At 38.5% G+C, this 12,563-nt stretch carries 11 protein-coding genes and 2 tRNA genes; 7 read left to right on the top strand and 6 right to left on the bottom strand.

Annotation, left to right across the window (positions count from 1 at the left end; all coding sequences use genetic code 11):
* Positions 1-24: 24 nt before the first annotated feature.
* Together HP439_RS14135 and HP439_RS14130 are read right to left on the bottom strand one after the other, a co-directional pair.
* Positions 25-621 (bottom strand): DUF502 domain-containing protein, encoded by a 597-nt coding sequence (locus tag HP439_RS14135; RefSeq protein WP_172390987.1) that lies wholly within the window; start codon positions 619-621, stop codon positions 25-27.
* Positions 622-656: 35 nt separating this feature from the next.
* Positions 657-3,089: a bifunctional UDP-N-acetylmuramoyl-tripeptide:D-alanyl-D-alanine ligase/alanine racemase gene (locus HP439_RS14130; protein WP_172390986.1), complete on the bottom strand. Its 2,433-nt coding sequence runs from the start codon at positions 3,087-3,089 to the stop codon at positions 657-659.
* Between the two features lie 65 nt (positions 3,090-3,154).
* Between HP439_RS14130 and HP439_RS14125 the strand changes: the two genes are divergently transcribed.
* From HP439_RS14125 to HP439_RS14115, 3 genes are all read left to right on the top strand, one after another.
* Positions 3,155-3,637, top strand: a complete 483-nt coding sequence (locus HP439_RS14125; RefSeq protein WP_172390985.1) for a regulatory protein RecX — start codon at positions 3,155-3,157, stop codon at positions 3,635-3,637.
* Positions 3,638-3,792: 155 nt separating this feature from the next.
* Positions 3,793-4,089, top strand: a complete 297-nt coding sequence (locus HP439_RS14120; protein ID WP_172390984.1) for a hypothetical protein — start codon at positions 3,793-3,795, stop codon at positions 4,087-4,089.
* A gap of 95 nt (positions 4,090-4,184) precedes the next feature.
* Positions 4,185-4,610: a tail fiber domain-containing protein gene (locus tag HP439_RS14115; RefSeq protein WP_172390983.1), complete on the top strand. Its 426-nt coding sequence runs from the start codon at positions 4,185-4,187 to the stop codon at positions 4,608-4,610.
* Positions 4,611-4,749: 139 nt separating this feature from the next.
* On the opposite strand, the gene HP439_RS14110 is transcribed toward HP439_RS14115, so the two are convergent.
* Positions 4,750-5,787: an outer membrane beta-barrel protein gene (locus HP439_RS14110; RefSeq protein ID WP_172390982.1), complete on the bottom strand. Its 1,038-nt coding sequence runs from the start codon at positions 5,785-5,787 to the stop codon at positions 4,750-4,752.
* A 420-nt stretch (positions 5,788-6,207) separates the two neighbouring features.
* Here HP439_RS14110 and HP439_RS14105 point away from each other — a divergent pair, with 420 nt between their 5' ends.
* The 3 genes from HP439_RS14105 to HP439_RS14095 all read left to right on the top strand — a co-directional run bounded on the left by HP439_RS14105 (position 6,208) and on the right by HP439_RS14095 (position 7,931).
* Positions 6,208-7,512 carry an ammonium transporter gene (locus tag HP439_RS14105; RefSeq protein WP_172390981.1) on the top strand — a complete coding sequence of 435 codons (1,305 nt, stop codon included), beginning with the start codon at positions 6,208-6,210 and terminating at the stop codon, positions 7,510-7,512.
* 256 nt (positions 7,513-7,768) lie between these two features.
* Positions 7,769-7,841: transfer RNA gene (locus HP439_RS14100), tRNA-Gly, on the top strand.
* A gap of 5 nt (positions 7,842-7,846) precedes the next feature.
* Positions 7,847-7,931 (top strand) — tRNA-Leu (locus tag HP439_RS14095).
* An 86-nt stretch (positions 7,932-8,017) separates the two neighbouring features.
* Here the strand turns inward: HP439_RS14095 and HP439_RS14090 are convergent.
* Positions 8,018-8,746, bottom strand: coding sequence for a hypothetical protein (locus HP439_RS14090; RefSeq protein ID WP_172390980.1), 729 nt, complete (start codon positions 8,744-8,746; stop codon positions 8,018-8,020).
* Positions 8,747-9,150: 404 nt separating this feature from the next.
* On the opposite strand from HP439_RS14090, the gene HP439_RS14085 reads away from it, so the two are divergent.
* Positions 9,151-9,684 (top strand): endonuclease/exonuclease/phosphatase family protein, encoded by a 534-nt coding sequence (locus tag HP439_RS14085; protein ID WP_172390979.1) that lies wholly within the window; start codon positions 9,151-9,153, stop codon positions 9,682-9,684.
* Between the two features lie 107 nt (positions 9,685-9,791).
* Here HP439_RS14085 and HP439_RS14080 read toward each other — a convergent pair whose 3' ends face one another.
* Both HP439_RS14080 and HP439_RS14075 read right to left on the bottom strand, forming a co-directional pair.
* The gene (locus HP439_RS14080) at positions 9,792-10,586 is read right to left on the bottom strand and encodes a cation efflux transmembrane domain-containing protein (protein ID WP_149912578.1); all 795 of its coding nucleotides are present in this window, start codon (positions 10,584-10,586) and stop codon (positions 9,792-9,794) included.
* Positions 10,587-10,591: 5 nt separating this feature from the next.
* Positions 10,592-12,563 (bottom strand): TonB-dependent receptor plug domain-containing protein (locus HP439_RS14075; RefSeq protein ID WP_172390978.1); only part of this gene is annotated, 1,972 nt, incomplete at its 5' end.

Raw genomic sequence — 12,563 nt, 5'->3', positions numbered from 1 at the left:
TATTTGTTATCGGCCGCGTGGTAATTATTCAATCCCACTGACGCCGCCAGAAACCACAAGTTTCATTGCGTCCGTAGCACTCATATTCAGTTTCTGCACATGAGTCGCCTTGACCACAACCACCTGTCCTGCGACCGAATAAGAATAAGGGAAATACACGACCACCTCATCTGTTAATCCGATTTTACTCAGATCACGTTGGGTAAGAAATCCAATTTTCTTCAAACCGGTCTCGTTAACCAATACCAGAACAGGCTCGTTAAATTTTTTAGCATCTCCAACAAATGCTTCGGTAAAATCCTTAATTGAGGAATACAGCGTATTAAAAAGCGGTATTTTATCAATGCTGCGTTTTAGCCAAGCTCGTATTGGTGCGGTCACCAAGTTCGTAAATATAAGCCCGACTACAACAAGCACGACAAAAACAGTTAAAATACCAATCCCCGGAATGTATAACGGCATACCCGTCTCATCATGTAGGAAATGGGCTGTCAAATTTAATGCGTTATCCAGTGCGGCAACAGCCCAGACGATGAGAAACACGGCTCCTGCAACAGGCACAACCACAAGGGCTCCCTTAATAAAATAGTATAGTATTTGTTGAAAAAACTTCTTTATCATAAAATTATATCCCTCCTATATTTTTTCCGCTGAATCTAACCGTAAAAATACACTCTTTTTACGCGAGAAGAAATACTTACCAACAATTCATAGGGAATTGTCCCGATACTTTTTGCTGCGGCAACAATATCAGGAAACACCACTACCTCGTCTTCCTCAAAAACCTCTATATCCGTGACGTCAAGCATGCACATGTCCATGCAGATATTACCTATCGTCTTGACGATCTTTCCCCGGATAGACATCTGCCCTACTCCGTTTCCAAATCGCCGGTCGTAACCATCCGCGTAACCGATCTTCACGGTAGCTATGCGCGAATATCGGGATAATTTCCCCATACGGTCATAGCCAACCGATTCTGTCGACTTTAGTCCTTTGATTTGCGTAATCGTAGTCTTTAGCACCCCAACTGGGTCTAAAATAAGCGAACCGTCCATCGAAACGCCATACAAACCAATACCCAACCGCACCATATCAAAACAGGCCTCCGGGCGGTGCACGATTCCAGAGGTCGCTAAAATATGTTTAATAACAGAATAGCCTAACGCTTGTTCCAGGCGTGAGGATGCCTGACGGAAACGCATTATTTGCTGATCGGTAAACGACCTATGTTGCGGATCGGCCGCTGCTGCTAAATGAGAAAATATGCTCGCTACACGTAGTTCCCTTGATTGATTCAGCAACTCGATGAGTTCAGAAATTTCTTCGTCCATAAAGCCGAGTCGATGCATTCCTGTGTCTATTTTAATATGTATTGGAAAATCCTTCTCCCCACGGCGAGCTAGAAACGCAGTGAATGCTTTAAGAATCCGAAAACTATAGATTTCTGGTTCGAGATAATTTGTCACCAAACTTTCGAATACCTGTTCATCAGGACTGAGCACCATAATGGGAAGAGTAATCCCGTTTTGACGAAGTTCAACCCCCTCATCAGCAAAGGCAACCGTGAGATAGTCTACTTTATTGTATTGTAAAAGATTAGCTACCTCGTAACTACCGCTGCCATAAGAAAACGCTTTAACCATTGCCATCATCTTTACCCCTTTTGGCGTCAGTGCACGATAGCGCTGCAAGTTATACTCGATTGCCTTTAAATTTATTTCTAGTACCGTCTCATGCGTTTTCTCTGTCAGCATACGACTTAGGTCTTCCAGGTGGTAATACCTGCTCCCTTTGATGAGTACAGTCTGGTTTGCAAAATCTCCTTCCGAAGTTCCTGCCAGCAGTTCCTCAGTCGAACGAAATAAGGTAGTCGGAATAGAAAGATTACGCAAAAAAGCCAGCTCCTCACCGACAAGTATTACGCTGTCTAATGGATGCTTAGAGAGCAGATCAAAAAGTTTCGTCGCTAATTTTTCGTTCAATCCTTCCATGCCAGAAAGCACAAGTTTCCTGTGTTTATGCTGCTTCTGCTGCATCAAAAAGTCTAAAGCGATCTGCAAAGACGCTAGATCGTTGGAGTATGAATCATCGATAATCGAACATCCTTTTTTCCCTTTTTTAAGTTGCAAACGCATTTCCAATGATTTCAGCACGGCAATACGCTGGGCAATATCCGCTAATCGATAACCACAATAGGATAGAAATGTGATGCAGATAAGTATGTTCTCGATTGATCCCCGATCAGTGAATGGTACAATAAACTCTTGTTCGACTCCGTCCGCCAGGACGTTGATTTTAGTACTGAATGGCCCTAAGTTTTCAATTGACTGAACCATAATTTTATCAGAAGACAGCGTACCACAAGCATACAATCCGTATTCATGTTTCGGAAGGTATTTATCCAGCCGATAGGTCGAAGAATAAATGACATCTATCCCTGGCCGGAACAGCAGTAGTTTTTCACGTAACTTTTCGTCTTGAGATCGGAAACCCGAAGCGTGCGCATTCCCTATATTTGTAAATATTCCACACTGCGGTTGAATCATCCGCTCAAGGATCTCCATTTCCCCTGGACTACTTATACCCGCTTCAATAAATGCATAGTTATACTCGTTGGATAAGTTCCATAGTGACAGTGCTACGCCTATCTGAGAATTATAGCTTTTGGGACTCTGATATACTTTATTATCATTCCCCAGCAGCTGTGTCAACCATTCTTTTACCACGGTTTTACCATTACTTCCCGTTATTGCCACAACGGTCACATCCGGACAGTCAGTTCGCCGACGGGAAGCCAGTTGCTGCATGGCTTGTAAGGTATCATCAACCAATATAAATGTAGCATTAGGATATAATGTCAAGTCGACCGAACGGTCCGAAATGACAAATGCGCTTACCCCTTTGCTATAAGCCTCCTCGATATACATGTGCCCGTCACGGACATTCTTTAGCGCAAAAAAAAGGCTTTTGGTACCGGACAAGATCTTTCGTGTATCGTAACTGAGCTCAGCGACAATATGATTGGGGTCAGCCACCTGCGCGCTCTGGTGAGGGAGAAACGAAATAATTTCTGCTACTGTATACATAATAAGTTGTCAACAAATTTCATCATAATTTTCTATAAGTGAAGCATTTTTTGAACATTTGTAAAATGGAAGATTCGTCCTCAAAAAAAACCTACACACCTCGCCAAGCCAAGTTAAAAGCGGAAAGCTATTGTGCATACCAAGAACGTGCTCAACAGGAAGTTCGCGATAAGCTGTATGAATGGGGACAACACCAAAATGATGTCGAAAATATTATCTCCCAGCTTATTGAAGACAACTTTCTAAACGAAGAACGATTTGCCAAAGCGTACGTGCTGGGTAAATTCCGCATGAAGGGATGGGGTAAAATCAAGATAAAGATGCACCTCAAATCGAAACGTATTTCGGAACCGCTAATTCGAATAGCACTCAAAGAGATTGACCTAGATGAATACGAACAGAAACTTTCTGATACGATCAATCGCAAAATTATAAAACCGCTAGAAAAGCTTACAATGGCAGAGCGTGCTAAGCTCATTCGTTTTCTACAAAGTAAAGGTTTTGAAAATGACCTAATATTCAAAAAAACGGACGGAAGGAGCGATTAACAAAATTATGTCTGGAATTTAAAGCGACATATTTTTTACAAAAAAATAACTAGAGCTGCACACCAATTTTTCGGATAATTCCGTATTCTTGTGGTGGACAGAAGAATGTTTCTCCTCTTTTTTACGGATGAAGTTTACTTCTAACATGCTTGGAAATGAAAAAAAACGTATTCACTTTCATGGTCTTGATCACCGGACTACTCCTGTTATTGTTTACCCAGCAGTGTTACACATTGCAGCGTGGAACGGATAACAGCAAGGAGAATCCAATACCCAGCGATATAGCTGATAGCCACGAGACAGAGCAAGCATGGGACGACGAAATAATGATCAATTTACTTGAAATCCCGCAGCGTTATCGAATAGCGCAAGATTTTTATTATGAACTTAGTCTGGAACCATTGCCGCTTGTCGCACTTCCAATGCACTTCCCCCCTCCAAACAACGGTTAATTTAAAATGAATCCGGCTTTTACTTTTGTGCTAATCGCATTAATAAGTCTAGCCTACAAATATCATTTCAGTTTTTTACCGTTAGAAATAATACAATGAATAATAAAATAAAGTCAGGCATCGCTTTGCTACTAACACTATGCGCTTACCAGATCGTGTCAGCGCAACAGATCGAAGAAAAAGACCTTAAGATCAATATCCAAGAAATAGGTCCTGTTGCATCTAAAATTTCCGCTCTCACGCCTATAAGCTACACGTATAATACGAAGGATTATAAAAAACTGGCGCTTCCCAAAGAAACACAATATGGGTTTCTCACAGAACAGGTGTCATCTGTGTTTCCACATCTGGTAAAGCCGTCGTCGAAAATTTATACCGAATCAAAAAATAGCACCAAAGTAGCGAAATTAGATGAGGTCGACCAAAATGAGCTCATACCGTTACTCGTCGCAGCTATCAAAGAACAGCAAGAGCAAATTGAAGATCTGAAAGAACAAATCGATGCACTAAAAGCTAAATAATATCGCTGGGATAATATTCCAGAAATTCTAAAGGTCCCTAGCAAAATCCAGTGCTTCTCCAAGGTCAATCAAACCTTTGGCAGGTGCATAAAATTGCTAGGGGCATTATTACTGTGAAATCTACGGCTGATACTACATCCTAGAATGCGTACACTAACGCTATAGAAGCTTGCGAGGCCTGTTTTGTCGCTGTCATACCATCTTTCTTGAGAAAGCTGGCCTGCGAGTTATTATCGAGCCTGACTTCTGGTATAACGGAAAGTCCACCGTGCTTAACTTTCGCGGAAAGAGTGAACGAAAATAACTCTGCGGAACTATGATCTTCCACCTCTTTCTCGGTAAAGTATTCTGCTCGCAATCCGAGACCTATGTTCTCATTGAAATCGTAACGAGGGTAAAGCGCCACGCCGGTATATCCTCCCTCCGACTTAAAACTATAATCTGCAGCATTTAATCCTAAAGAGACCTTTTCAGTAAATGCATAGCTAGCTACCAAATCAATCAGCGTTCCGGAACTGTAGTTATCAGCCCCCCCTGCGGAAGACCCAGTGAGGAAATTCAAATATGCACTCAATCCTTCTACAGGCTGAACAGCCAATTGAGCGCCAAAATGTGACACACCATTAAGGTCGCGATACACATTCCAGTCGTTAAAAAGTCCAGCCATCAATGACACCTTATCGGTGAATGCATAAGTAGCCTTTATTCCTGCATTTTGAAATGGGCCAGCACCAAAAAGATAAGAGGTCGAATAATGAAAATTAGCGGCGGGCGAAATAACCTCATAACCTATAAAGGTGCCCATATATCCCGCCGTCATATTAAATTGCTCAGTGAAATCATAAGAGGCGTACAAATTTTGTATATGGAAAGAGTTTCCCTCGTTAGCCTCGCTATCATCTCCATTGGGAATTGACAAATATTGCCCTCGCGGCCCAAAAGCGAGTTCCCCTACAAATGTCGCCTTGCCCGTCGACTTTTTTAATCCAAGAGCCAACATACCTAGCGAAATCGAATTGTGATCGTTCGCGAAATAAGTACCAATATTTTCTTGCCCGGCAAAATCATATTTATAATAAGCATCTGCATATCCAGATATTTCTAGAGGAGAATTCTCCTGAGCACTTATTCCTACGGAAAGAAATGCGAATGACACAAATAGTAATAACTTTTTCATATTCTGTTTTAAGTTTATTGTCTTAATAAAATAAATAAGTGACATAAAAACATTAAAACCTATAAACGAATCAAAAAAAACAGATTTATTTACAATAATTTAGGTAAGAACGGATGAAACAAACTTGAAAACAAATAAAATCGATAATATTTTATAGATTTTTATGATTTACACAACAAATAACATTATTTATATTGTTAAATCAAAATTATTTATGATAAATAAATAAAAACAGCAAAACAAACTCAATAAAAACAGGAGATATCGGCATAAAAAAATATTTTTTTAAAAATTTTATAGTGATAATCCAATTATTGTTGCAATATTTGTAATGAAACAATAATATTGATAAACAAATAACAGTAAAACAGAGAGAAAAATTAAAATTTAAAAACAAATCACTAACAAAAACCAATACAAATGAAAAAAATACTCCCATTTGGAGCATTAGCAATAGCCGTAATACTTGCATTGTTTGCACCAGCTACTGAAATTACCACCAACCCAGATAGTACAATCGATACCGGAGACACCGCTTGGCTTCTCATGTCTGCGGCCCTGGTGCTTCTAATGACTCCCGGATTAGCTTTCTTTTATGGCGGTATGGTTCGTAAGAAAAATGTAATTTCAACGATGCTACAGAGCTTTGTATGCATGGGATTAATCACCATTATTTGGGTCGTATTCGGATTTAGCCTTGCTTTCGGAGAGGATATCGGCGGCGTCATTGGTAACCCAGCGACATTCTATATGATGAAGGGCATGCTAGGGAACGACGTTTGGCCTGCTTTACCGACAATCCCTATAGCTCTTTTTGCAATGTTTCAATTAAAATTTGCAGTAATTACCCCGGCGCTTATTACGGGTGCATTCGCAGAACGAATCAAATTTAACTCCTATCTTATCTTCATTACCCTATTTGTCATCGTCATCTACTCTCCACTGGCGCACGCGACCTGGCACCCTGAAGGATTACTTGCTCAAATGGGTGTCCTAGACTTTGCTGGAGGCACCGTAGTACACATGTCGGCTGGCTGGGCTGCATTGGCCTCGGCGCTTTATCTAGGTAAACGAAAGGAACAAACGCACACACCTGCGCGCATTAGCTATGTAATTTTAGGAACTGGACTACTTTGGTTTGGGTGGTTTGGTTTCAATGCAGGTTCTGCCGGAGGCGCTGGAATCCTTGCGGCTTCTGCTTTCGCTACCACGACCACTGCTTCCGCTGCCGCAGCAATGGGTTGGATCTTTTTTGATATTCTAAAAGGAAAAAAACCATCTGCAATGGGTGCGTGTATCGGGGCCGTCGTCGGACTTGTTGCAATCACTCCTGGCGCCGGCTTTGTCACCATACCACACTCACTAGTGATAGGTCTTGTCGCAGCCGTTATTAGTAACCTCGTCGTAATATGGCGTACAAAAAAAGGTATTGACGATACTTTGGACGTCTTTCCTTGCCATGGGGTTGGCGGAATGGTAGGAATGCTCCTAACAAGCGTTTTCGCCCACGGAAACGTCAACGAAGTGGTCACGACAAATGGATTGTTCTTCGGTGAGACAGGCTTATTTGTTGCGCACTTGATAGCACTAGTAGGCGCATCAGCTTTCGCTTTCTTCGGCTCATTGCTTCTTCTAAAAATAACAGATCTGTTAGCCCCATTAAGGGTTAATGAAAGTGCCGAAACAATGGGACTTGACCTAAGCCAGCACGACGAAGAATTATAAGAATTGCACTAACTCCAATTATACAATGCCGTCTTGTTTCGCTTATTAGACAGACTGAGACGTAGACAACCATTTATGATATTCCTCCTACCAGCTGTGGTAGGAGGATATATAGAAGACCATCCCTCACTACACGCAAATAAAGACCAATCAACAAGGATTTAAAATATTTAAAACTGATATTGAGTAACATCCATTGATTTTAAGATTTTATTTTGCGAGTATATGATATTGTTCTATCTTTGCACCACGTCAAGCGAAAGTAGCTCAGTTGGTAGAGCACAACCTTGCCAAGGTTGGGGTCGCGAGTTCGAATCTCGTCTTTCGCTCAGTTGCCTAGGTGGTGGAACTGGTAGACACGCAGGACTTAAAATCCTGTTCCCGTTAAGGGAGTGCGGGTTCGATTCCCGCCCTAGGTACAAATAAAGAAGGCTAACTCTCTAATTATTAAGATGTTAGCCTTTTATTTTTATACCAATTATTATTAGTGTGTCAATTAGTGTGACTAATCATCTAATAATTTTTTATATATATTTAAAGCATTTCCTATGCTCTTAATTTGTTTTTTGGAAATCTTTGTATCATAAACTCTCTCATCGCCCTGAAGCCTTACATCTGCAACTTGATTTATCACAACCTGTTCTAAAAAGTTCAAAAGCCTATCATTTACCACAATATCAGATTGCTCTTCCACGTTATCGTAAACAGATTTTTTTGTATTATAGTCAATATATTCAATCCTATCATTTCCTGACAACATTATAACTCTATTAAAAAAAATCCAATCAGAGGATCTATATTCTATTACAAACCTTAATAATACTTTATCATCTGTTAAAACTATGTATGATTGAAACTGACCTCCCCAAAGACTATATACAGGTGTTATGAATGTATTATTTGTAAATTTATCTTTTTTCACCTCAAAACCTTTCAAATCATCTTTTGATAATACATCTATTTTCTTTGAATTCCGAAACGGCGTTTTAAGGTTTTTAATTTTTTCTTTTGCATTTTCTAATAGTGTAATGTTTTCCTCCCTTAATTCGCTTTCTATTAGACTATCTAGTTTTAGTATAGCAACCTCCTTCCCATCGGGGGAGTTTTCAGCAAAATTCATTATTACACTAATTAACGCTTCCGTTTTTTCAATAGGTAAACTTTTAACTTGCCCAATGCTTACTCTTACAAATAGTGCACATAAAATTAAAATTATTATATTTTTTCTGCTCATAGTGTTTAATATTTAGAACCTTATATTAAAATCATTCATTTATTTAATTATTAAAAATTTTTAGATTAAAAGATTTACTAATAAAATCCTCGAAAATGATTGGTCGTTTTAAAACTTCCTCAGATAATTCAGCTTTAATGCCTTCAAATTTTTTCTTGTGAAATGCTTTTAAATCCACGTTGAAATCATTCAGGTAACAAGCTTCGATTAAATCAATATTGAACATAAAAATAATTAAAAATTACCATGAAATTGATTTATTATAATAACTTTTGAGGTTTTGCTACACTATTAAATAGGGAGAATACTATAAATAAAAAAGTGACTTTAAAATATTTCATATCGATTTGGTTTGCTCTCAAAGTTAACTATTTAAGTTATGTTTGAGCAATTAATTTATATTTATGATTATGAGAATTGTCGAATGGAATTGCCAAGGTAGCTTCAGAACAAAAAATCAATTTATTAAGCCTTATGAAGCTGATATATTGGTTATACTAGAATGTGAGAATTCCGAACGGTTAAAGTTTAACAAACTTACTCCTGAACCGAATGATTTTGTTTGGCATGGTGACTCTCCTAATAAAGGTATCGGAATTTTCTCATATTCTGATTATAGGTTTGAAATATTAAAAGATTTTAACCCTTTACATAGATATATTGTTCCTATAAGAGTATTTAATGAAAATTGCTCATTCTTGTTAATTGCAGTATGGGCAATGGATCACAAAACAGATCCTCTTTCAAGATACATAGGTCAGATTTGGAATGCCATGAATTATTATAGCTACTTACTCAATGAGAATATATTGGTAATCGGTGATTTTAACAGCAATCAGATATGGGATGGAAAGGAAAGAACTGGTAATCATTCTGCCTTAATAGAATTATTGCAGAACAATAATATCAGCAGTTCAATAGGTATGCTTTTTACTTAATAGGGTTAAAAGAGTATTCAGAAATTGTTCTAATAAACATTCCTGAACACTCTTTTTTATTCCTCCTACTACCACTCTAAGACAAAGGCAACTATAGATACAGGGATTTACTTTGACAATTTCAATATCCTATACGCTCCCCTTGCTACAATTACAAATACAATAGCCCCAATAATCAAATCTGGATAACTTGAATTGAGCCAATTAACTAAAAGACCAGCAACAATAACTCCCGAATTGATAATGACATCATTTGATGTGAATATCATCGAAGCCTGCATATGCGCTTCTTTACTTTTGTTCTTTTGTAAAAGATAAAGGCAAAATACGTTTGCAATCAACGCTAAAACTGAAACGACAATCATTGTCTTGAAATCAGGCATAGCTTCAATTCCCATAAAACGTCTGATAACTTCAACGAAACCTACAATAGCCAGTAGGACTTGGAAGTATCCAGCAAATCTGGCGATGTTGTTTTTTAGAGCGATTGTTCCACCCACGGCGATTAATGCCAATGCGTAAACGACACTGTCTGCAAGCATATCCAAGCTATCGGCTATCAATCCCATTGAACCTGAAAAAACTCCGAATAACATTTCCAATCCAAAGAACAGGAAGTTGATAATCAACACGATCCAAAGTAATTTCCGTTGCTTGTTGCTTGTATCTGTTTCAACAACAAAATTGCTTTTTTCAGTTGAAACCAATGTAGTATTTAGGTTCAGTGTTCCCAAGGCCAAAAAAATTGGCTCTGGGTTTCCATTGTGATAAACGTCCAATTTTCTATTGGCTATATCAAATTCCAATCCTTTTACCGTATCAAAGTCTTGCAGTTTCATACGGATTAATTGCTCCTCGCTTGGGCAATCCATTTTAGTTATATTGAATATGGTTTTTTCCATTTGTTTTAAAGCTTGAATTTTATACCTCCGTTAATCACAAATCCGTCCAAAGGTGCATAAATGTCTTTAAAAACCGGATTGGTTATTGTCCCTGTATAAATGCTATCAAAGCGTGTTTGTCGGGTGTCAAGGAAGTTTTCAAAGTTGATATACAGAGAAAATCTTTCCCAAATCTTTTCAGCCATAAATCCAGTAATAAAGTAATCTTTGCCCGTAGTTCCATTATTCAGCTTTTGGCGACTGAAATAATAGGCTTCCAGACCAATTTTCCATTTGTCTTCTATTTCATACATCAGGATGGAATTAATGCGGTGTTTTGGTGTTAAAGGGCTTTCTACAGTCGTTCCATTTTGGTGTAATCGGGCATCTGTATAGGTATAACCCAAAAACAATTTCAGGTCATCATAACCAATTTTAATATTGGTTTCTGTTCCTTTGGTATGGATGTAGCCAGGAGAATTAACAAACTGATACAGATTTGTCGACGGATTTTCAAGTAACAAGGGATTATCCAAATAGGTGTAAAAGAACAATTGATTTATGCTAAATGACCAATCTTCCCCAATGTAGGTGCGGTAATTGATGTCTGCATTTGCTCCATAACTTTTTTCCAATTTATTGGTCTTGTCGTCAATGGGCATTACATTTTGATATTGTAGGCGTTCGCTTTCTTCCGTAAAAATGGTAGGTGTTTTATAGCCAAATCCACCACCAACTCGTGAAGTTAAGCCCTCGGCAATGTGGAATAGAGCCGAAACTCTCGGTAAGAATACCACCCCATAATCCACAACATAATCCGTTCTAAAACCTGTTTCCAATTGAAACCAATCCGTAGCATTAAAAGAATTTTGTACAAAAGCACCGAATGTGGTCTGATTATAATCTCTCAACGGAGATGCCATAATCTGCTTTTCTTTGAAATTATCCGTCCAAATATTAATACCTGTGACCCATTCCGATTTTTCAGTACTGTTGGTGTAGTTGGCTTCGGTAAAACTTGCTGTTTGTGTTCCCTCAAACTGATAGTTTGGAATGGTAGTATTTCGGTTAAAATAACTTACACTATTTTTGACTTGAACAGTACTGTTTTCATTGATGATATGGTCGAAAACAAATTGTGTGGAATAGCGTTGTGTTTTATTTTCCTCAAAATATTGGTTTGTATTATCTCCATTTCCTTTGATGTAAAGCATATCACCTCCCAAACGGCTCTCGATCGTTGTGTTGATACCGAAGTTCAGTTTCGTCTTTTCATTGAAATAAACGAAGAGCTTCGGATTCAGTACATAGCGTTCGAATTGTGGAATAGCGGATAGTCCGTTCTTAGCAGGATCATAAGCTGCGTTACGGTTATGGGAAGCAAATATAGTTGTTCCAATTTTATTAAACCTTTGCCCATAAAAACCGTTTATATCTAAACCTCTACCGGATGTTCCGTTAAGGTGAAAACGTAAATCTCTTTCTTCCGTTGGTGTCTTGGAAATTAAATTTACCAAACCTGCTATTGCTCCACCACCATATAACGTAGATGTAGAACCTTTGATGACTTCTACTTGTTTGAGGTCAAGTGGTGGTATCTGTAACAAGCCCAATCCACTTGAAGCACCTGAATAAATGGGAAAACCGTCTTTCAGGATTTGTGTATATCTTCCGTCAAGTCCTTGAATACGGATACTTGCATTGGCGCTAGTAGGCGAAGTGGTTTGTACGTGAATACCTGTACTTTCCGCCAAAAGCATACGAATATCTCCTGGTTTCATATTACCTTTTTCACCCAATTCCTCACTTCCAATAAATTCGATACGGGTAGGAATATTCTGTATGCTTCTTGTACTCCTTGTAGAAGATATAACCACTTCTTCTAATTCCTCTGAATTTTCTTTGAGTAAGATTTCAATAACGCTGATGTTCTTTAATGGGAATTCCAATGTATCAATATGGTCGTTAAAACCGATATAGCTGAAATGTATTTCCTGT

It is taken from the genome of Sphingobacterium shayense, from assembly GCF_013179575.1.
GTDB lineage: Bacteria > Bacteroidota > Bacteroidia > Sphingobacteriales > Sphingobacteriaceae > Sphingobacterium > Sphingobacterium shayense.
This window is presented reverse-complemented; position numbering and strand designations above follow the sequence as displayed.

Bases quoted from the DNA above. Each gene is read 5' to 3' on its own strand.
- HP439_RS14105 (WP_172390981.1), top strand. From the start codon at position 6,208: ATGAAAAAAATACTCCCATTTGGAGCATTAGCAATAGCCGTAATACTT.
- HP439_RS14080 (WP_149912578.1), bottom strand. From the start codon at position 10,586: ATGGAAAAAACCATATTCAATATAACTAAAATGGATTGCCCAAGCGAG.
- HP439_RS14115 (WP_172390983.1), top strand. From the start codon at position 4,185: ATGAATAATAAAATAAAGTCAGGCATCGCTTTGCTACTAACACTATGC.
- HP439_RS14120 (WP_172390984.1), top strand. From the start codon at position 3,793: ATGAAAAAAAACGTATTCACTTTCATGGTCTTGATCACCGGACTACTC.
- HP439_RS14125 (WP_172390985.1), top strand. From the start codon at position 3,155: ATGGAAGATTCGTCCTCAAAAAAAACCTACACACCTCGCCAAGCCAAG.
- HP439_RS14085 (WP_172390979.1), top strand. From the start codon at position 9,151: ATGATTATGAGAATTGTCGAATGGAATTGCCAAGGTAGCTTCAGAACA.
- HP439_RS14135 (WP_172390987.1), bottom strand. From the start codon at position 621: ATGATAAAGAAGTTTTTTCAACAAATACTATACTATTTTATTAAGGGA.
- HP439_RS14110 (WP_172390982.1), bottom strand. From the start codon at position 5,787: ATGAAAAAGTTATTACTATTTGTGTCATTCGCATTTCTTTCCGTAGGA.
- HP439_RS14090 (WP_172390980.1), bottom strand. From the start codon at position 8,746: ATGAGCAGAAAAAATATAATAATTTTAATTTTATGTGCACTATTTGTA.
- HP439_RS14130 (WP_172390986.1), bottom strand. From the start codon at position 3,089: ATGTATACAGTAGCAGAAATTATTTCGTTTCTCCCTCACCAGAGCGCG.